20 protein-coding genes are annotated in these 21,383 nt (G+C 34.0%); 19 read left to right on the forward strand and 1 reads right to left on the reverse strand.

Going from position 1 to position 21,383, the window contains the following annotated elements; all coding sequences use genetic code 11:
- Positions 1–4 precede the first annotated feature (4 nt).
- The 8 genes from BMZ74_RS00570 to BMZ74_RS00605 are packed head-to-tail and all read left to right on the forward strand — an operon-like array spanning position 5 to position 7,296.
- Positions 5–529, forward strand: a complete 525-nt coding sequence (locus BMZ74_RS00570; protein WP_089858040.1) for a PulJ/GspJ family protein — start codon at positions 5–7, stop codon at positions 527–529.
- A 1-nt stretch (position 530) separates the two neighbouring features.
- Positions 531–1,046, forward strand: coding sequence for a prepilin-type N-terminal cleavage/methylation domain-containing protein (locus tag BMZ74_RS00575; RefSeq protein WP_089858043.1), 516 nt, complete (start codon positions 531–533; stop codon positions 1,044–1,046).
- 3 nt (positions 1,047–1,049) lie between these two features.
- A complete protein-coding gene (locus tag BMZ74_RS00580) occupies positions 1,050–2,711 on the forward strand; it encodes a hypothetical protein (protein ID WP_089858046.1) in 1,662 nt (553 codons plus the stop codon).
- A 23-nt stretch (positions 2,712–2,734) separates the two neighbouring features.
- A complete protein-coding gene (gene pilM, locus BMZ74_RS00585) occupies positions 2,735–3,832 on the forward strand; it encodes a pilus assembly protein PilM (RefSeq protein ID WP_089858049.1) in 1,098 nt (365 codons plus the stop codon).
- Entirely contained in the window at positions 3,822–4,346 is a 525-nt protein-coding gene (locus BMZ74_RS00590; protein WP_089858052.1) for a PilN domain-containing protein, read from the forward strand. Before pilM ends, BMZ74_RS00590 begins: the two co-directional genes overlap by 11 nt.
- Positions 4,346–4,885, forward strand: coding sequence for a type II secretion system protein GspM (gene gspM / locus BMZ74_RS00595; RefSeq protein ID WP_089858055.1), 540 nt, complete (start codon positions 4,346–4,348; stop codon positions 4,883–4,885). Before BMZ74_RS00590 ends, gspM begins: the two co-directional genes overlap by 1 nt.
- A 4-nt stretch (positions 4,886–4,889) precedes the next feature.
- Positions 4,890–5,327 (forward strand): hypothetical protein, encoded by a 438-nt coding sequence (locus BMZ74_RS00600; RefSeq protein WP_089858057.1) that lies wholly within the window; start codon positions 4,890–4,892, stop codon positions 5,325–5,327.
- A 31-nt stretch (positions 5,328–5,358) separates the two neighbouring features.
- Positions 5,359–7,296 carry a type II secretion system protein GspD gene (locus BMZ74_RS00605; RefSeq protein WP_089858059.1) on the forward strand — a complete coding sequence of 646 codons (1,938 nt, stop codon included), beginning with the start codon at positions 5,359–5,361 and terminating at the stop codon, positions 7,294–7,296.
- A gap of 118 nt (positions 7,297–7,414) precedes the next feature.
- On the opposite strand, the gene BMZ74_RS14735 is transcribed toward BMZ74_RS00605, so the two are convergent.
- The gene (locus BMZ74_RS14735) at positions 7,415–8,203 is read right to left on the reverse strand and encodes a helix-turn-helix domain-containing protein (protein ID WP_089858062.1); all 789 of its coding nucleotides are present in this window, start codon (positions 8,201–8,203) and stop codon (positions 7,415–7,417) included.
- 164 nt (positions 8,204–8,367) lie between these two features.
- On the opposite strand from BMZ74_RS14735, the gene BMZ74_RS00615 reads away from it, so the two are divergent.
- The 11 genes from BMZ74_RS00615 (at position 8,368) to cimA (ending at position 21,324) form a co-directional block, all read left to right on the forward strand.
- Positions 8,368–8,964 carry a hypothetical protein gene (locus tag BMZ74_RS00615; protein WP_089858064.1) on the forward strand — a complete coding sequence of 199 codons (597 nt, stop codon included), beginning with the start codon at positions 8,368–8,370 and terminating at the stop codon, positions 8,962–8,964.
- A 194-nt stretch (positions 8,965–9,158) separates the two neighbouring features.
- Positions 9,159–10,040: a branched-chain-amino-acid transaminase gene (gene ilvE / locus BMZ74_RS00620; RefSeq protein ID WP_089858067.1), complete on the forward strand. Its 882-nt coding sequence runs from the start codon at positions 9,159–9,161 to the stop codon at positions 10,038–10,040.
- Positions 10,041–10,121: 81 nt separating this feature from the next.
- A complete protein-coding gene (gene ilvD / locus BMZ74_RS00625; protein WP_089858068.1) occupies positions 10,122–11,777 on the forward strand; it encodes a dihydroxy-acid dehydratase in 1,656 nt (551 codons plus the stop codon).
- Between the two features lie 372 nt (positions 11,778–12,149).
- A complete protein-coding gene (ilvB, locus tag BMZ74_RS00630; protein ID WP_089858070.1) occupies positions 12,150–13,820 on the forward strand; it encodes a biosynthetic-type acetolactate synthase large subunit in 1,671 nt (556 codons plus the stop codon).
- Between the two features lie 4 nt (positions 13,821–13,824).
- A complete protein-coding gene (gene ilvN, locus BMZ74_RS00635; RefSeq protein WP_089858072.1) occupies positions 13,825–14,316 on the forward strand; it encodes an acetolactate synthase small subunit in 492 nt (163 codons plus the stop codon).
- 51 nt (positions 14,317–14,367) lie between these two features.
- Positions 14,368–15,354 (forward strand): ketol-acid reductoisomerase, encoded by a 987-nt coding sequence (gene ilvC / locus BMZ74_RS00640; protein WP_089858073.1) that lies wholly within the window; start codon positions 14,368–14,370, stop codon positions 15,352–15,354.
- A 25-nt stretch (positions 15,355–15,379) separates the two neighbouring features.
- Positions 15,380–16,897, forward strand: coding sequence for a 2-isopropylmalate synthase (locus BMZ74_RS00645; RefSeq protein WP_177181323.1), 1,518 nt, complete (start codon positions 15,380–15,382; stop codon positions 16,895–16,897).
- A 22-nt stretch (positions 16,898–16,919) separates the two neighbouring features.
- Positions 16,920–18,185, forward strand: a complete 1,266-nt coding sequence (leuC, locus tag BMZ74_RS00650; RefSeq protein ID WP_089858078.1) for a 3-isopropylmalate dehydratase large subunit — start codon at positions 16,920–16,922, stop codon at positions 18,183–18,185.
- Entirely contained in the window at positions 18,185–18,676 is a 492-nt protein-coding gene (gene leuD, locus BMZ74_RS00655) for a 3-isopropylmalate dehydratase small subunit (protein WP_089858080.1), read from the forward strand. The genes leuC and leuD overlap by 1 nt, the downstream gene beginning before the upstream one ends.
- Positions 18,676–19,743, forward strand: coding sequence for a 3-isopropylmalate dehydrogenase (locus BMZ74_RS00660; protein WP_089858083.1), 1,068 nt, complete (start codon positions 18,676–18,678; stop codon positions 19,741–19,743). The genes leuD and BMZ74_RS00660 overlap by 1 nt, the downstream gene beginning before the upstream one ends.
- Positions 19,744–19,752: 9 nt before the next feature.
- Positions 19,753–21,324, forward strand: a complete 1,572-nt coding sequence (gene cimA, locus BMZ74_RS00665) for a citramalate synthase (RefSeq protein ID WP_089858086.1) — start codon at positions 19,753–19,755, stop codon at positions 21,322–21,324.
- Positions 21,325–21,383: the final 59 nt, after the last annotated feature.

Raw genomic sequence — 21,383 nt, forward strand, 5'->3', positions numbered from 1 at the left:
GGTTATGTTAAAAATTACTCAAAACAGGGGTTTTACTTTGCTAGAAGTTTTGCTGGCTTTAATTATAGTTGTAGTTTTAATAACTGCTTTTACTGGTGCTATGCTGGCTGGATTTAGAAGTGAGACTAGTGTTAATAATTCTGACTGCATAGTTAATTTTTCTGCCAGTATAATGGATTATTTATCTGATCCAGCAGTATTTAGGCTTTTAGTAAAAAAACATCTGGCAAATAAGCTAGCTGCCGGAAGTTATCAGCAAAATATTGCAGAATTTATTGATAATGATTTAAAAGAAATGGGAAGTTCTGATTTAGTCGGAGAAACTCTTGATATCAAATCTGATTTAACTGAATTATATAGTAAATATGAATTAATTGATGATTTTCAACTTACTGAGCAGTCTAAAATTAAAATTAGTGATCAGTCAGCAATTATTGCGGGTTTATATAAGGTTGAATTAGATATGAACTGGCTAAATAAAAATCAACCAGGTCAGTATAATCTGGCAACTTTTCTGGGGGTTGATTAAAATGCTGAAAAATAATTCTGGTTTAACTTTACTCGAACTGTTACTTTCCATTGTTATATTTAGTGTAATAATGACAATAATTGCTTTAATTCTTTTTCAATCTTTTACTTTTTTAGATGATTCTAGTCAGCGAATAGCCAAAAATCGTCTAGATGAAGTTATGTTAGAAAATATTAGTCGATTCTTACGTAAAACAGTCCAATATGAAGAAAAAATTGAAGCAGGTGAAAATACTAAATATATTTATTATATTTATCAAAATTTAAATGAAGATGGGCAGCCAATTGATTTAGTAAAATTAACTTATGATAAAGCAGCTCAAACTTTAGAACTGCTAGAGTCAGACAAGTTAGTCCAAAAACTTAATAATGTAGCTAGTTTTAATCTCACTACTTTAATTACTGATCAAAAAAGTGACTTTAGAATTGAATTAAGTACAATTACTAATGGCATAAGAAAAGATAAGATAAAAACTGTTTATTCAAGAAATCTGGCAGTCTTAGCAGAGGAGGAATAGCCAATGTTGGATAATAGAGGGTCAGCAATTATTATGTCAATTTTTCTGCTGCTTATAGTTGGTACTTTGTCCACTGCTTTTTTAATAGTTAATAATTCTAACCTCAGGTTAAGTTCTAATTCAGCAGCAGCTACTCAGGCTTTTTATGCAGCTGAAGGGGGAAGTAATTTTTTAGATCTTTATTTAAATAAGTTTTATCATGATAAAATTGCTGGGAAAAGTATTTTCTCTGCTGATGAGATTAAACCTGAACTTGATCTGATGCTAGCTGAATTAAATCAAAAAAATTTAACTCTGGATAATTATAATTTAAGTTATAGTTATCAGCCAGATGAAAACTATCAGAAAAATAACCTTTACCTTTTTAAAGTAAATGCTAAACATGGTTTGCGTTCAAAAACAATTTCTATTCAATATAAAATAGATCATTTAATTGATTATTTTAGATTTTCTCGTTTTGCTAATAAAATAAATATTAGTAATTCATATTTTCAGGATGTTGATCGACATTCATTTGGAACAGCCGAAAAACGTTATTATAACTGGTCACCTTATAGTAATTATAGTCTGGGAGATTTAGTAGTTTATAATAATCAAGTTTATATTAGTAATTCAGACTATAATCCTGGTGAAGCTGTAGAGCCTGGGCAGCAAGATTGGCAGAAAAATTGGACACTTGATATTAGCTATCAGCCCTGGGATAGAGAGCAAAGTTATGCTAAAGATCAAATTGTAATTAGGAATAATGATCTCTATTTGAGCTTAAGTAATAATAATCAAAGTACACCTGGGAGAAGCAGCAGCTGGCAATTAGCTCAACCAGATCTAGTAACAGAAACTAATTTAAGTAGAGACAATGTTGAATATGGATTAACTTCATTACCAAATAAAGATGATTATGATTATCAGGAAAAAATAGTGGCTGAGTTTAAAACAAGATTGGCTAGTGAAGGCGGTTATACTTATCAAGACACAGAGCCAGATACTACTAAATATAATACCTGGAGCAATAAAGTATATAGAACAGGTAGTGAAGTTATTAATAATGGTAAAGTTTATAAAGCGATTAGAGAAAAATGGAGTTTATTTTGGAGAGTTGCCCAGCCAGAGCCAGGTGTAGGGTCAAATTGGGGCTATTATTGGCAGTTAGAAGATGCGGTTTATAATTTCTTTAATGATGATACTGATTATGAAGCTAATTATATTTTAATCGATGGAGATTTTAATCCTACTGAATCTGAAATTAAATATTTTGATAAACCAAATGATCAAGTGTTGCATATTTTAATTGATGGTGAAATAAAACCAGCAGCAGAAGTATCTTTGCGTGGTAGGGCTAATATAATTATTTATACTACAGCAGATCTTGTTTCTTTCGAAGCTGGTCACATTACAATGCCCTGGGAATCTGAGATTAATCTAGCCTATTTTGCTCCTTTTGCTACTTACACAAGTAATAATTTTAGAGGAGGATATGCTTCATCTATGGTTTTTAATGAAATTAATTTAAATAATGAACGGATAAGTAGTGTCACTACTTATTCTGATGATAATCCTCTGCGCGGTAGTATTGATCCTGGTATAGCAGAATTAACTAGAATCCATGGTAATCCTAATTTTGAAATTGATAAAACTGGTCCAGTTAGATTAATCTGGAATGATTAAATTTGGTGCAAGGAGATGATAAAATGGCGATAAGTCCATTTAGCTTAATTAGGGGAGTTGAATATACAGCAGTTGATTTTGGTCATAATAGTATTAAATTTTTAAATTGTCGGGTCAAAAATAATAAAATAAATTTTCAGTCTGCTCTTAAAAGAGAAATTCCTACTGGCAGTATTCAGGATGGAGAAATAAAAGATAAACATTTATTAAGAAAAATAATAACTGATATTTTTAAGACAAATAATTTTAGTTCTGGAATTCTTTTAATGACCCCCGCTGCTGGCAAAACCTTTGTCCGCAGGCTTAATTTGCCTAAAATGCCAGAAACAGAGCTTAAAGAAGCACTGAAGTGGGAAGTACAGGAAATATTAGATTTAGGGCTGGATAATATAGCATTAGATTATATTATTCTCTCAGAAAATGAAAATGAACTAGAGCTGCTATTAACAGTAATGCCTCAGGATATTCTGGCTGATTACCTTGAACTTTTTACTGAAAATTTGTTAAAAGTAAAAGTTGTTAATTTAGCAGAAATGGCAATGATTTCATTATTACGGGCAAATTATCAGCCTGAGCAGCCTGCTTTACTGCTTGATATTGGATCCAATAAATCTAAAATAATAGTGGCAGATAGCAGTAATTTTTATTTGAGTCGGGAAATTGAAATTGCTGGTAATAGTTTCAGCAAATTATTTTTGACTGAAGAAAATAGTTTTGAAGAGGCTGAAATAGCCAAAAAAACTTATCAGTTTGAAATTGATGCTGAAGAGGAGGAAGAAATAATAGATCTTGATTTATTAATGACTGGAGTAGAAGATAATAGTTCGGTTCAGACAGGAATTAAAAATTTACTGGCTAATTTAATTAATGAACTTAATCGATCAATTGATTATCATAATGAAAGAAATAAAGAGAATCTAATTAATAATATTTATTTAACTGGTGGAGGATTGCTTTTAAAAGGTCTGGTAGAATATCTACAGGCAGAAATTGATCTGCCGGTAGCTGCACTGGATCCCTGGCTTAAATTTAATAATACTGAGTCTGCTGAAGTTAACAAAACTATGATCGCTATAGCAGCTGGCACAGTGTTAAGTGAGGTGGAATATCATGCGGGTTAATCTGCTGGAAAAAGATGAAAGTTACAAAATAAACTGGACAGAGATTATTTATATAATAATAATAATTGCTGTTTTGGCAATTCCAGCTGTTAATTATTATGTAAATAGATTAGAATTAAAAACTTTGCAATCTAATAAGCTGAGCTGGCAGCAGCAGCTAACTGCTATTCAGCCTCAATTTGAGTATTATCAGAAATTAAATCAGGAAGTAAGTAATTTTAAATTACCTGTTAAAATGGAAATGGAATCCTATCAGCTGTCGCCAGCGCTGCGAGAGTTTTCAAATTTAGTACCAGCAGCTATTTATTTTGATTCACTAAATTATCAGACAGGTAACTTAGTGATTACAGGTAATGCAACTACTGTAAGATCATTATTAGATTTTTTAGCTAATATTTATGATTCTACTATTTTTTCAGTAGTTTCACTAGAACGTTTTCAGCAAGAGTCAGAACTTAATTTTAAGCTAACAGTTAAAATAGATACTCCTAGCAAGAAAGGAGGCATTAATTGATGAGTAAACTTTCCCGGCGTGAAATAATATTACTTTTAGTTTTATTTGTAGTAGTAGTTTTTGCAGCTTATTATTATTTTATCTATCAGCCAATGCTGACCAGGCAGGCTGATCTAAGAAATGATCTAACTAATATTCAGACTGATTTTACTGAAGTTTTAACTAAAGTAAATCAAATAGATAGTCTGGAAAAGCAGCTGGCTGATTTAAAAAAGGAAAGACAGGAACGGCTTGATTTTGAAGTGCGTCAGCCAGAAGAAGTTTTAACCGCTCTTGATTTTTTTGCTAGACAGAACCAAATTATTATCAGTCAGTACGAAAAAGCTAAGATTGCAGATGGTTATAGTTTTAAATTAAATTTAAGTGGTGATTATTTTCAATTGTTAAACTTTTTTAGACTAATCGATAATTGGGATTATCGCCTGGTAGTAGAAAACTTTACTTTGCAAAATTATGACAGTCAATTAGAATTAGATTTAAACCTATTTTTTTATCAGCCAGATAGCCTGGTTAGATTTTCTCAGGAAATTAAGGGGTGAGAGTATGAAACATTTGAGTATGGTTATTTTAACTATCTGTTTAGTTCTTTTAGCACCAAAAGTAATGGCATTAAACCTTGCAGTGGATCAGGATTTAATGGATTTTACTTTACAAAATGAATTAGATGAGAATGAAATTAGTGATTTAAATAATCCTTTTCTTAATCAGCTGCAACCGCTTGTAGAAGATGAGCAGCAGGTAGATCAGCTATTAGTTGAGCAGAATAATAATTTTAACCCTGAAGCAGCTGCAGAGGAACTCGAAGTTAAAGGGATCCTGGTAACTGGAGGAGAAAAAATTATTTTAATTAAGGATTTAATTAATAATACAAGTGAATTACTTAGACCAGGTGAAATGATTGCTGGTTATACTTTATTGTCTTATAGAGATAGCCAGGTTTTTCTTACTAAAAATGGAAATGAATTTACAATTAACTATTAAACTATTTCAATAACTGATTGGAGGACGAGCAATGTTTTTAAAAAAGAAAACTTTATTATTAGTTTTATTTTTACTTTGTATTTTTTCACTAACTGTACTTGCCGGGCCAGCTCAGCAAATTGACCAGCTGGAATTTAAAAATGCTGATTTAGCAGATGTGCTGCGCACTGTAGCAACCGCAGCAGATGTTAACTTAATTACTGACAGCTCAGTCGATGGGAAAATTACTGTTACTTTAAAGGGAATTAGCTTTGCCAAGGCTCTAGACTTAATTACTCAAACTAAAGGTCTGGCCTATAAATGGGATGATAATACAGTTGTAGTGGCAGCTCCCGAAAAAATCAACAGTATTTATGCTAATATTACTACAGAATTTGTTAAAGCTAATCAGAATGAGTTGGAGAATATCGGAACAATTATTAGACAGCTTTTTCCAGAAACTCAAATTACTCTAGATCCAGTGCGCGGCCAGTTTATTCTAAAAGGAGAGGCTGAACAGTTAAATGAAATTAAAACTATGATAGCTGAGCTGAGTTCAGAGACACCTGTAAGCCAGCCTCAAACTGAGTCAAAGCAGCTTAATGAATCAAACATAGAATTATATTCAGCTAATTATCAAGTTTTAAATGCAGAATTGGAAGACTTACAGAGTAAATTATTAGTTGTCAATCCTGCTCTGCAAATTAAAATTAATCCTTTGACTAACCAGATTACAATTAGTGGTAGACAGCCAGAAGTTAATACTGCTTTAGCAATGGCTAAAACTTATGATGAGAGTCTGGAGCCGACAACAGAAAATATTAGGGTGGATTATGTTGATACAGAGCAGATTAATGAAATCTTAACTGCTTTTTATCCTGAAATAAAAGTTCATGTTAATCAAAAAAGAAAAGAAGTAATTATTAATGGTCCTCGTAATCAGCTAGCTAATGTTGAATCATTAATTAAGAGTATTAATAAGCCAAGGTATCAGGTTGTTATAGAAACAAGGGTTGAAGAAATATCAACAGATTTTTCACGCGAGATTGGAATGGATTATGCAAGTGATGGCGGCATTGGTACCATCAATATTGAACGTAACTCTGATGGTGATAAAATTAATAAGTTGTCTTATACCTGGGCAGAAATATTTAAGCTGCTTGATAATTCTTCTGATGCCAAAACACTGGCTAAACCAAGTTTAATGACTTTAAACGGAGAAGAAGCCAATATGGAAATCTTAAATAAAGAGCCCTATGAGGTTACAGAAGATGATGATGAAGGAGATACCACTACTTCCTGGGAATATGCAGAGGCCGGAGTTAAGCTTAAATTTACCCCCTGGATTACTGAAAACAATGAGATTGAAATGAAAATTGCACCTGAAGTAAGTAACTTTACTGAAAATAATGCAGAAACTGCTAGTTCTGATAAAACACCACCTCCAGCAACCCAGACTAGAAAAGTTGAAACATCACTGCGCCTAAAAAATAATGAGACATTTGCGATTAGTGGTTTAATCCAGACAGATAAAGAAGGTGGTATAGCCAAAATACCATTCTTTGGTGATATACCATTATTAGGTAAACTATTTACTCACCAGACAAAAGGTAATAAAACAAATGAGATCATTATTTTTGTGACTCCCAAAATAATTAAATATGGAGATGAAGTTAGTTCGAAGAATGTTATCAAGAGCAGTAATTTTAACCTTGAACTTGGTAATAGCTCAAATAGCTCAGAACCAAAGGCACAGGTAGAACAGGAAGTACAGCTAGATAATCCCTCTCAACCTAAAACAGCCGCCACTGAAACAGTTGAGTCTGTTGAACCACCAGCTCCACCAGTTAAAGAAGATATTATAGCTGATTATCTGGCTGAAAAGGCACAGAGTAGAGAAGAAATCCTGGCTCAATTGAGTCAAAATAAAGCAAAACAGCAATATCAGGATTTAACAGCTGCTGAATTAGAAGCTATTTTAAATAAATAAACTTATTGTTAACTGAAATTTTCTGCAGTTATAAAGCAGAGTTTGATTTTAACTCCTGTTAGTAGAAAGCTAGTTTTGTTCTACTAATAGGAGTTTTTATTTTGATTATTTGAATAAACTAGCTATTATTAATTTTACTTTTAAAAACAAGGGCAGTTAATTCTGTTCTGCTTTTAACTTTTGCTTTTTGATAAATATTTGATAAGTGTTTTTTGACGGTATTAATTGAAATAAAAAGTTCTTTAGCAATTTTCTGATTGCTCTGACCGGCTAATAATAAATTCAATACTTCCTTTTCACGTTCAGTTAATTCAAATTCTTGAGAGATTTTTTTCATTATTAATTTTGTTTTAAGTTCTTTTTTTTGCTTAATATTATTTAAGAGAAATAATTTATAGACCTGATTGGCTGCATGTTTAGCTATTAATTCTAAATAAATTAAATCTTTGAGACTAAAATCAGGCTCAGATCTTTCTCTGAATAAACTAATTGTTCCTAATAATCTATTTTGATAATGAATGTCTATGCCAGCTGAATAATAAAGATTATTTTTAGCTAAAAAGTCAGTAAAATATTCACTTTTGCTCCAGGTTGTATAATCTAGTAGATCAGTACTTTTAGTTGCACCAGGTTGATTAAAAACAAGCTGACGTATATTATCTAATTTATAATAATAATTACTATAAAGAGTTAATTGTTTTTGATTAATATTAAAGCAGATTGGTTCTCCCATGATTTTTTCCTGTTCATCAAAGAGAAAAAAATTAGCAGCAAAAAAGGGGATTAAATTATTTAACTTTTTTAGAAAATAATAGGAATAATTATTCAAACTGTTTATTTGACCCGTTTCACAGATAAAATTAAAGATTTTTTCCCATTCAATTAGAGTATTTTCCAGATTTTTCAATTTGCTGACCCCTAACTAAACATATTATTTTGCAAGCACTACTAAAAATACTACTTTCGGGTAATATTAAAAAATATTATGCAGTGATAGACTAAATATAGACAAGATTATTATTTAAATTCAGGATTTTAACTAAAAATCCTGCAAAACAAGGGGGAAAAACAATGAGAAAGAGTATTTTTGTAGTGGGAATAATTTTTTTAACAATATTTTTAGTTAGTGGTGGAGTTTCAGCTCAATCTTATTTAAATAGTATGTTGGGAAATGTTATCCTGGGAGATACTTTAATGTCAGATTGGCAGTTAGATTATCTTAGACCACTTAAACCAGGTGACTTACAGCCAGGTGAATTTAGAATTAGTCCTCTAGTTGGTAGAGTAAACTATGGTCGTGAAAGAGATCTGATCAACAGTCCTACAAATGACTATGATTATGATAATAGCACAATGATTTACATGCTGGTAATGGATACAGCAGTTAGCGAAAAGTTAACTCTACATGGCAAGTACCTTTATCAGCCCTGGGAAAAATATACCTATGATAACTATGATCCAGATGATGAAAATAGATCTAGTCTGGTAAATTTGTTTGCTAATTATAACTTTACTCCTGATAGAAAAATGTATTTTGGCTATAATAGAGTTATAGAAAAAGAGAAAAATTATGACAGTAGTGGTGATTTAGATAGAGAATATGAATATGCAAATGATATTTACTATTTAGGCTTTGAAATTAGAGGTTCATTTTTCGGTAAAAAATAATAATTAGTTTTGCTTAATCAGCTCCCTTTTTGGGAGCTTTTTTTATTGCTTAAATCCTTGACATTTTAAGTTATTAGCTATATAATTTATAACCAATAAATACTTAAGTGTAATAACATTTCCTTAGTAAAATGCTATTATTTAAGTTGAATTTATTCAATAAATTAGAGGGTTAATTTTAAGGAGGAAAAGCAGTGAGTAGAAATATTTATTTGAATGGAGAAATTGTGCCTGAAGACCAGGCAAAAGTGTCAGTTTTTGACCATGGCTATCTTTATGGCGATGGAATTTTTGAAGGAATTCGAGCTTACAGTGGGCGAGTATTTATGTTAGATGAACATATTAAAAGGTTATATGAGTCGGCTAAAACAATTATGCTGGAGATTCCTTTAACTAAAGCAGAGATGGAAGCAGCAATTATTGAAACTATTAAAGCAAATGATTTAAAAGATGCTTACATAAGAGTAGTTGTCTCTAGAGGAATTGGAGATTTAGGATTAGATCCTCGTAAATGTCCAGAAGCAACAGTTGTTATTATTGCAAGTGGGATTCAGCTTTATCCAGAAGAACTTTATCAAACAGGTTTAAAACTGGTTACTGTACCTACCAGAAGAAATGCAGCAGAAATGGTTAATCCCCGTATTAAGTCACTTAATTATTTAAATAACATTATGGCCAGAATTGAGGCTAATTTGCAGGATGCTCCTGAAGCTATTATTTTAAATAATGATGGTTATGTAGCTGAATGTACTGGTGATAACATATTTATTGTTGCTGATAATACTCTCTATACACCACCTATTTATGCTGGTATTTTAAAAGGAACTAAGCGTGAAGTAGTACTTAAAATTGCTGCAGAAATGGGTTTAGAAGTTAGGGAAGATCTCTTTACCAGACATGATTTATATAATGCAGAAGAATGTTTTTTAAGCGGTACTGCAGCTGAAGTTATTCCTGTTGTTGAAGTTGATGGTCGAACAATTGGTGATGGCAAAGTTGGCAGTAAAACCACTGATTTGATTAGTCGTTTTAGAGAAATAGCTAATTCAAGTGGACGCGAGATTTATTCAGAATAAGCAAGTAGCTAGATTTTTATCTAGCTACCTATTTAACTTTTCACTAAAAAGAAGCTAGTAGATGTTTAAAGGAGGAAAAGGATGAGAAGTGATAAGATAAAAAAGGGAGTTGAGCGGGCTCCACATAGATCTCTGCTTTACGCCCTGGGTCTTGATGATGATGACTTAAATAAACCTTTAATTGGAATTGCAAATTCGGCCAGTGATATTATCCCTGGACACAAGCATCTTGACCGGATTAAAGATGCAGTAGAGCTGGGAATTACTGCTGCTGGTGGTACAGCTCTATCTTTTTCTACAATTGGAGTTTGTGATGGAATTGCAATGGGTCATCAGGGAATGCATTACTCTTTAGCAAGTAGAGAAATAATTGCTGATTCTGTAGAAACAGTAGTTAATGGTCATCAGCTTGATGGTTTAGTTTTAATACCAAATTGTGATAAAATTGTACCAGGAATGATGATGGCTGCAGCTAGACTAGATATTCCGGCTATTGTAATTAGTGGTGGTCCTATGGAACCAGGCAGCTATTGCGGCCAGTCAATTGATTTGCATAATGTTTTTGAAGCAGTTGGTTCGGTTGTGTCAGGTAAAATGGAGGAAGCAGAATTAGAAAAAATTTCTCGCAGTGCCTGTCCTGGAGTTGGATCTTGTGCTGGTATGTTTACTGCTAACTCTATGAATTCGTTAGCTGAAGTTTTAGGATTTGCTTTACCAGGTAATGGTACTATACCTGCAGTAAAGGCTGATCGAATTAGATTGGCTAAAGCAGCTGGGAAAGCAATTATGAAATTAGTTGCAGCTGATATTAAACCTTCTGATATTTTAACAGAAGCAGCTTTTTTAAATGCAATTACTGTTGATATGTCACTTGGCTGTTCAACTAATACTGCTTTACACCTACCAGCTATTGCCCATGAAGCAGGGGTAGAACTTCCCTTAGCCAAGTTTAATGAAATTAGTGATCAGGTACCTCATATTTGCAGTTTAACACCTGCTGGTAAAAATCATATGCAGGATTTAAATGATGCTGGCGGAATTTATGCTGTAATTAATGAATTAGCTAAAGGTGATCTGATTGAAGAAGATGTAATGACAGTTACTGCGGCAACTCTCAAAGAAAATTTGGCTAAGAGTACTTTTGTTGATCATAATATAATTCGTTCCCTGGATAATCCTTATCACAAAAGAGGTGGTCTGGCTATTTTAAGTGGAAATATTGCTCCTGAAGGTTCGGTAGTTAAACGAGCAGCTGTAGCGCCTCAGATGATGGAACATAGAGGACCAGCTCGCATCTATTCGGGCGAAGAAGCTGCTATTAAGGCTATAAATGCTGGGCAGATTAAAGCTGGTGATGTTGTAGTTATTAAGGATGAAGGACCAAAAGGTGGTCCGGGTATGCGTGAAATGCTGGCTCCCACATCTGCTCTGGCTGGTATGGGGCTTGATGATCAGGTTGCTTTAATCACAGATGGACGTTTTTCGGGAGCAACTAGAGGTGCTGCTATAGGTCATGTTTCTCCAGAGGCTGCTGCAGGAGGTCCAATTGCTGCTCTGCAAGAAGGCGATATCATTCATATTGATATGGATAATTTTATTTTAGAAGTAGAGTTGTCACAAGCAGAACTTGCTGAACGAATGAATAAACTAGAACCGTATACTCCAGATGTAACTGGTTATTTAAAAAGGTATGCTGCTCTGGTTGGATCTGCTGCTAGAGGAGCTGTTTTAAGCTAAATTTATTTAAATCCAGAATTATTTTAGAGTATTTTAAAAAAAAGATTGATTATAGTGTGATTATCTAGTATAGTAAAAATATAAAACATAATAGAAATGAAGTTACAAGATTAGATAGTAGTAGAGAAGGGTTACTTCATTTAAGAATAAAAATTAATTAGCATATATTTGTTATTTATTGCTTCAAAATAGGCTATTTTTAATTAAGCTATTAAGAAAGATAATTTCTGTCGGCTGAAATTAAAAAGGGTAAATTTTCTGACAAATATTATGTTATAATTAAATATTCTTAGATTAATTTTTGCCCTGAATACAAGTATTCAGGGCTATTTTTTTACTTACTATCTTGCAATTCACAGCGGAGGTGAATCTATGCCAAAATTAAATGGTGGAGAAATAATAATTGAGTCATTAAAGAAAGAAAATGTGGAAGTGATATTTGGCTATCCTGGAGGTGCAGTTTTAAATCTTTATGATGCTTTGTATAATTCATCTTTAACACATTATTTGGGTAGACATGAGCAGGGAGTAGTACATGCAGCAGATGGTTATGCCAGAAGCACCGGGAAAGTAGGTGTTTGTATTGCCACTTCTGGCCCGGGAGGTACAAATTTGGTTACTGGTTTAGCTAATGCTCAGATGGACTCGATTCCTCTAGTTGCTTTTACAGGTCAGGTAGCAAGTTCTTTAATTGGTAAAGATGCTTTTCAGGAAGCTGATATTACTGGTATTTCATTACCAATCACTAAACATAATTTTTTAGTGACTGACATTAAAGAGCTGGCCCAGACGATTAAAGAAGCTTTTTATATTGCCAGAAGTGGCAGACCAGGGCCTGTATTAATTGACCTTGCCAAAGATGTTACTCAGGCTGTGGCAGAATTTAACTATCCAGATAAAGTTAATTTACCTGGTTATAAACCTACTTTTGAAGGCCATAAGCTTCAAATTAATAAAGCTGCTCAGGCAATTAATCAGGCTAGTCGTCCTCTTTTATATGTAGGTGGAGGTGCAATTATTTCTGGAGCACAAAAAGAGATTAAGCAATTAGTTAATAAAAGTAAAATTCCAATTACAACTACTTTAATGGCACTTGGTATTTATCCGGAAGATGAGGATTTAGCACTTGAAATGTTAGGGATGCATGGAACTAGATATGCAAATATGGCAACAATTGAAACTGATCTTTTAATTGCAGTTGGGGCTAGATTTGATGATCGAGTGACAGGTAAGCTGGATGAATTTGCTGCTCAGGCAAAAATTATTCAGATAGATATTGACCCGGCTGAAATAGGTAAAAATGTCGAAGTTGATATTCCAATAGTTGGTGATATTAAGCGAGTTTTGCAGGAATTAATTCCTCATCTTAATCCAAGAGAATTTGGCAGTTGGCAGCAGAGAATTGCAGAATTGAAGCAGAAGTATCCCCTGACTTATCAATCTGAGGAGCAAGAAATAATTAAGCCTCAGTTTATTATGGAGGAGATTGATAAATATACTACTGGTGATGCTACTATAGTTACTGAAGTAGGTCAGCACCAAATGTGGGCAGCTCAATTCCATAAATATCGAAAGCCGCGTCAATTTATCACTTCAGGTGGTCTAGGGACAATGGGTTATGGTTTACCAGCTGCAATTGGGGCTCAAATTGGTCAGCCAGATGAGAAAGTATTCTTAATTGCTGGAGATGGCAGTATTCAGATGAATATTCAGGAATTGGGTACTGCACAAACTTATAATATACCAATTAAAATTATTATTTTTAATAATAAATATCTGGGTATGGTGCGCCAGTGGCAGGAAATTTTTTATGAAAAAAGATATTCTGCAACTAAAATTCCTGCTCCTGACTTTGTTAAGTTGGGTGAAGCCTATGGAATTTGGTCGCGTAGTGTACAGAAAAAGTCTGAATTTGATACAGCTTTAAAAGAAGCAATAGAACACCAAGGGCCAGCAATTCTGGATATTCATATTCCAGAAGATGAAAATGTCTATCCGATGGTTCCAGCTGGAGCAGGACTAAAAGATATGATAGGAGGTTAAATTTATGACACATATTTTATCTGTCTCTGTTTTAAATAAACCTGGTGTCCTGACGAGAATTGCCGGATTGTTTAGCCGGAGAAATTTTAATATTGAAAGCTTAAATGTAGGCAAAACAGAAAACCCAGAGATTTCCCGGATGACTATTGTAGTTAATGGAGATGAAAAAACTTTAGAGCAGGTAACAAAACAGCTCCATAAGTTAATTAATGTGCTTAAAATTACTGAGCTTGATAAAAATTCAATTGTTGAACGTGATTTAATTTTGATCAGGGTAAAATGTAGTCGTAAACAGCGCTCAGAAATTATTCAGATTGCTGATACATTCAGAGCTCAAATAGTTGATGTAGCACCTGATAGTTTAATGATAGAGGCAACAGGAACTGAAGATAAATTAGAAGCTTTAACAGAATTACTGAGGGATTTTGGCATAGCAGAATTTGTTAGAACCGGGACTGTAGCTTTAAGCAGAGGCCAGGCCCAGAATCAAAAATAATTATTAAACTTAATCTAAAATTTAAAACGAACATAAAAGGAGTAGATAAGAATGGAAATTTATTATGATAAAGATGCAGACTTAAAATATTTAGAAGGAAAAAAAGTAGCGGTAATTGGTTATGGGAGTCAGGGACATGCTCAGGCTCAAAACCTTAAAGATAGTGGAGTAGATGTAATAGTTGGTCTGCGTAAGGAAAGTTCAAGTTGGCAGGTAGCAGAAGAAGATGGCCTTGATGTTTATACAACAGCAGAAGCAGCAGCTCAGGCAGATATAATTCAGATTTTAATTCCTGATATTAAACAAGGTTCCGTTTTTAAAAATGATATTGCCCCTAATTTAGAAGCAGGAAATTCTTTAATGTTTTCCCATGGATTTAACATCCATTATGATCAGATTGTACCACCTGAAAATGTTGATGTTTATATGGTTGCTCCTAAGTCACCAGGTCATCTGGTAAGACGGCTTTATCAGGATGGTAAAGGAGTTCCTGGTTTACTGGCAGTTTATCAGGACTATACAGGTAAGGCATATCAGCTGGGTTTAGCTTATGCAAAAGGTATTGGCTGCACTCACGCTGGAGTTATTGAAACTTCATTTCAGGAAGAAACCGAAACAGATCTCTTTGGAGAACAGGCTGTTTTATGTGGTGGCACTACTGCTTTAATCAAAGCAGGATTTGAAACTTTAGTTAATGCTGGCTATCAGCCTGAAATAGCTTTCTTTGAGTGTATGAATGAATTAAAATTAATTGTTGATTTATTATTTGAAGGTGGGCTATCTGCAATGCGCTACTCAATTAGTGATACAGCTCAGTATGGTGATCTGATGTCTGGCCCTAGAGTAATTGATGACCATGTAAAAGAAAATATGCAGGGAGTTCTAAAAGATATTCAGGATGGTAAATTTGCCCGCGAATGGATTTTAGAAAACCAGGCTCACAGACCAGTCTTTAATTCTCTAACTGAACAGGATGAAAAAAGCCAATTAGAAGAAGTAGGAGCAAAATTAAGAAAGATGATGTCCTGGATCGATTAAATGTAGTTAAAGGTGGTGAATTATAATGTCAGAAGTTAAGATATTTGATACAACCTTAAGAGATGGTGAACAATCTCCGGGAGTTACTTTAATCCCGGAGGAAAAACTGGCAATTGCGCGCCAGCTTGCCAAAATGAAAGTAAATGTAATTGAAGCAGGGTTCCCGATTTCTTCTCCTGGTGATTTTGAAGCTGTTAAATTAGTAGCTGAAAATGTAAGTGGAGTTGAAGTTGCCGCTCTAGCAAGATGCAGAAAAGCTGATATTGATCGAGCCTGGGAAGCAGTAAAGAATGCTGAGAATCCAAGACTGCATGTTTTTATAGCTTCTTCGCCAATTCATTTAAAATATAAATTAAAATTAACTCAGGCAGAGGTTTTAGAGAAAGCAGTTGCAGCTGTTGAATATGCAGCTAAATATACTGAGAATATAGAATTCTCAGCTGAAGATGCTTCGCGCAGTGAAATTGATTTTCTAGCTGAACTATTTAATGCAGTTATTGCAGCTGGAGCAAAAGTAATTAATATTCCAGATACAGTTGGCTATGCTGTGCCTGGTGAGTTTGGCAGCCTAATTAAAGAAATTAAAGCCAAAACTCCTCTAATTGAACAGGCAGAAATTAGTGTGCACTGTCATAATGATCTGGGGTTGGCTGTGGCTAATTCGCTGGCTGCTCTCGAAAATGGAGCAACTCAAGTTGAAGTATCAGTTAATGGAATCGGAGAAAGGGCTGGTAATGCAGCTTTAGAAGAAATAGTAATGGCACTTTATACTCGGCAAGACTATTATGATTTAACTATTACTCAGGATACAACTCAAATTGCCCGCCTTTCTAAATTAGTTGCCAGTTCAACTGGAATTAGTCTGCAGGCAAATAAGGCAATTGTAGGAGCAAATGCTTTTGCTCATGAAGCAGGAATCCATCAAGATGGAGTAATTAAAGAAAGAACAACCTATGAAATTATGGATGCCAAAACAATTGGACTTGATCATAATAAATTGGTCTTAGGTAAACATTCTGGAAGACATGCCTTAAAAGATTTTTTAGATAAATATGACTATCAACTGGATGAGGCCAGCTTTGCCAGTTTTTTCAGCAGATTTAAAGAACTAGCTGATAAAAAGAAAAATATTAGTCAGGCAGATATAATTGCTTTGCTTGATGACCAATTATATGAATATCAAAAAACATATGAATTAGAATATATTTCAGTTTTAACAGGTAAGATATTATTACCAACAGCGACTGTACGTTTAAAGAAAGAGGGAGAAATAATTCAGTCGGCAGCCTGTAATGGTGATGGCCCGATTGATGCAATTTTTCAGACTATTAATGAGCTGACAGGGATAGATGAAATAAAGCTAATTTCTTATAAAATTGATGCAGTAACAGAAGGTAGAGATGCATTAGGTGAGGCTTATGTTGCGGCAGAAATAGCAGGTAAAGTTTATACAGGTCATTCTTCGCAAACTGATATTACAGAAGCCAGCGCTGTGGCTTATTTAGAAGCTATTAATAAATATTTAGTTTATACTAGTAAATAATGTTAAGGAGTTGATTTAATAAATGGGTATGACAATGATTGAAAAAATTCTAGCAGCTCATACAGATCAGACCGAATTGCAAGCTGGTGATATAGTTAATGCCAGAGTTGATATGGTTTTAGGAAATGATATTACAACCCCAGTTGCGATTAAAGAATTCAATAAAATAGGGGTAGAAACAGTATTTGATAAGGATCGAGTAGTGATTGTTCCAGATCATTTTTCTCCGAGTAAGGATATTAAAGCGGCTGAGCAAATTAAATTTATTCGAGAGTTTGCCCGTCAACATGAATTAAGTAATTTTTTTGAAATTGGTCAAATGGGAATTGAACATGTTCTATTACCAGAAAAAGGGCTTGCTTTACCAGGAGAAATAATTATTGGAGCTGACTCACACACCTGTACATATGGAGCTTTAGGAGCTCTGGGAACTGGAGTAGGAAGTACTGATATGGCAGCTGCTATGGCAACTGGAAAAGCCTGGTTTAAAGTACCGCCAACCATTAAAATTGTCTATACAGGAGAATTGCAGCCCTGGGTAAGTGGGAAAGATTTAATCCTTTATACAATTGGTAAAATAGGAGTAGATGGTGCCCTTTATAAAGCGATGGAATTTACTGGAGAAGCGATCAGTAATCTATCTATGGATGGTAGAATGACAATGTCTAATATGGCAATTGAAGCAGGTGGTAAAGCAGGTTTGATTGCAGCTGACCAGAAAACAGAAGATTATCTTAAAGGGAGAGCTGTTCGGGATTATACTATTTATAATGCTGATTCTGATGCAGTTTACGAGGAAGTAATTGAAATTGATGTTAGCCAGATAGAACCTCAGGTGGCATTCCCTAGTTTACCAGAAAATACTAAGGGAATTAGTCAGGCAGGAGAAGTTAAACTTGATCAATCTGTAATTGGTTCTTGCACTAATGGTAGAATTGAAGATTTAAGAGTTGCGGCAAAGATTTTAGAAGGTAAAAAAGTTCATTCTGATTTGCGCTGCTTGATTTTCCCCGGTACACAGGCTATCTACAAGCAGGCGATGGCAGAAGGTTTGATGGATATCTTTATTGATGCTGGTGCAGCAGTTAGTACTCCAACCTGTGGCCCTTGTTTAGGTGGTCATATGGGAATTTTAGCTAAAGGGGAAAAAGCTGTTTCAACAACAAATCGTAATTTTGTTGGCCGAATGGGCTCTACCGAAAGTGAAGTTTATCTGGCAAGTCCAGCGGTTGCAGCAGCTTCAGCAATTAAAGGATATCTTGTTGCTCCTGAGGAGGTAGTTAAATAATGATTTTACAAGGAAAAGTGTTTAAATATGGAGATAATGTAGATACAGATGTAATAATACCTGCTCGTTATTTAAATTCATCAGAACCAGCTAATCTGGCAGCTCATTGCATGGAAGATCTTGATCAGGATTTTGCCAGTCAGGTTGAAAAAGGTGATATTATTGTAGGAGGGAAAAATTTTGGTTCGGGTAGTTCGCGTGAACATGCTCCGCTGGCCATTAAATATGCTGGAGTAGCATGTGTAGTTGCTGAAAGTTTTGCCAGAATTTTTTATCGAAATTCAATTAATATCGGTTTACCAATATTAGAGTGTCCTGCTGCTGTTCAGGCAACTCAAGCTGGCGATAAACTTGAAGTAAACTTAGATCAAGGTACAGTTAAAAACTTAAGAACTGGCGAAACTTTTGAAGCAGCTCCTTTTCCAGAATTTATGCAGGAAATAATTGCTGATGGTGGTTTAATTGAACATATTAAAAAGGAGCTGGTATAATGAGTAATATTGCTTATATACCAGGTGATGGAATTGGAGAAGAAGTAACCAGACAGGGCATTAAAGTTCTCAATTATTTTAATGATTTACATCAATTGGGACTTAAATTTGAAAAGTTTGATCTTGGTGCTGAACGTTATCTAAAAACAGGTGATATTTTGCCGGATGATGTTTTAAATAAATTGGAAACTTTTGATGCAATTTATTTAGGCGCTGTTGGTGATCCTAGAGTAGAGCCAGGTATATTGGAAAAAGGGATTTTACTTAAATTAAGATTTTATTTTGATCAGTATATTAATCTAAGACCAATAAAATTATATAAAGAAGAATTTTGTCCTTTAAAAGGTAAAAAACTGCAGGATATTGATTTTACTGTAGTTAGAGAAAATACTGAGGGGATTTACGCTGGTGTTGGAGGCTTTTTAAAGAAAGATACTCCAGATGAAATTGCAACTCAAGAAATGATTTCGACTCGTAAAGGTGTAGATAGAATTATTAAATATGCTTTTGAGTATGCTAGAGAATTTGGTAAAGAACCTAAACTTACTGTTTGTGATAAAAGTAATGTTTTGACCTATGCTCACAATCTCTGGCAGCGAGCTTTTAAAGAAATGGGACAGAATTATCAAGATGTAAAACAGGATCATTTTTTAGTTGATGCTATTACCATGAAAATGGTAAGAAACCCAGAAATATTTGATGTAGTTGTAACTTGTAATATTTTCGGAGATATTATTACTGATCTTGGTGCAGAAATCCAGGGTGGAATGGGTATGGCAGTTTCTGGTAATATTAATCCTGATAGTATTTCTATGTTTGAACCTGTTCATGGTAGTGCACCTGATATTGCTGGTCAGAACATAGCTAATCCTCTGGCAGCTGTACTAGCAGCTGCTATGATGTTAAGACAGCTTGGAGAGAGTAGACTGGCTGATCAGACCGAAAAAGCAGTAGTTACTGCTCTAGAAAATAATATGATAACTAGTGATATCGGTGGAGAATTGAGTACAGATCAAGTAGGGGATTATTTAGTTAAGACTTTGAAAAGTAACGAGGAAGGTGAGTAGTGATGCAGAGTGGGATTAGCACTTTATGATACAACTTTGCGTGATGGTTCTCAGGGAGAAGGAATTTCTTTATCATTAGATGATAAACTGCGTATAACAAAACAGCTTGATAAATTCGGGATTGATTTTATTGAAGGTGGTTGGCCGGGATCAAATCCTAAAGATGAGGCATATTTTGCTGCTGTAAAAAATCTGGAACTTAAGCAGGCTAATGTTACTGCTTTTAGTTCAACACGGCGGCCTAACTTAAAAGTTTCTGCAGATAATAATATTCTCAAATTAGTAGAAGCTGGAGTAGATTATGTAACTATTTTTGCTAAAAGCTGGGATTTACATGTTAGAGAAGCTCTTCAGATTTCACTGACTGAAAATTTGGCAATGATAGCCGATACAATTGAGTTTTTAACTGAAAAAGGATTGCATGTATTTTTTGATGCAGAACATTTTTTCGATGGCTATTTAGCTAATGCTGAGTATGCAATTAAGACTATTCAAACTGCAGCTGATGCTGGGGCTGAGGTATTAACTTTATGTGATACAAATGGAGGGATGCTTCCTTCGCGTTTGAGAAAAATAATAAAAACAGTAAAAAGTGAAGTGACAGCTCCATTGGGAATTCATGCACACAATGATGGTAATCTTGCTGTTGCTAATTCTTTAACTGCTTTTGAAGAAGGAGCAGTTCAAATCCAGGGTACAGTTGGCGGTCTGGGTGAACGATGTGGTAATGCTGATTTATGCAGTGTTATTCCAACAATTCAGCTTAAATATGAAACTAGACTGTTGAGTGATAAACAGTTGAAACAGCTGAAACCTCTTTATTTCTTTGTAACTGAAACAGCTAATTTAATTCCAGATAATAATAAACCTTATGTTGGTAAAAGTGCTTTTACTCATAAAGGTGGGATTCATGTTAGTGCAGTAAGGAAAAATCCGCATACTTATGAACATATTCAACCAGAATTAGTTGGCAATGAAAGACGAGTTTTGGTGTCTGAGCTAGCTGGAAAAAGTAATTTGCGTTATAAACTGCAAGAACTTGGCTTTAATCTAGCTGATTTTTCAGATGGGATGATTAAAAAATTAATTAAACGGGTGAAAAGCTTAGAAAGTAAAGGTTATCAATTTGAAGGTGCAGAAGCATCATTAATTTTACTTGCTTTTCGTGAATTTAAAGGTTATCAATCTTTTTTTGAGATTGAAGATTTTCGAACTAATAGTATTAATCGTAATAATCAGACCTATTCTGAAGCAGTTGTAAAAATGACTGTTAAGGGTAAGAAAGTTCATATTGCTGCTGAAGGTGATGGCCCGGTTAATGCTCTTGATAATTGTTTTAGAAAGGCCTTGATGAATTTTTATCCAGAAATAGCTAAGACAAAATTAATCGATTATAAAGTTAGAGTTCTCAATGGTAATGATGGTACCGCTGCTAAAGTAAGAGTTTTAATTGAAAGTTCAGATTTTGAAAAATCATGGACTACTGTAGGTGTTTCAACTAATATTATTCAAGCTTCCTGGGATGCTTTAATTGATAGTATAGAATATTGGCTGTTAATTGAAGAAAGTATAATTATTTAATGTTATCGAATAGAATTTTTTTAAGCTTGATTCTAAATTATTAAAAATAAAATAGTTAA

This window comes from Halanaerobium salsuginis (genome assembly GCF_900114545.1).
In the GTDB taxonomy this organism is placed as follows: domain Bacteria; phylum Bacillota; class Halanaerobiia; order Halanaerobiales; family Halanaerobiaceae; genus Halanaerobium; species Halanaerobium salsuginis.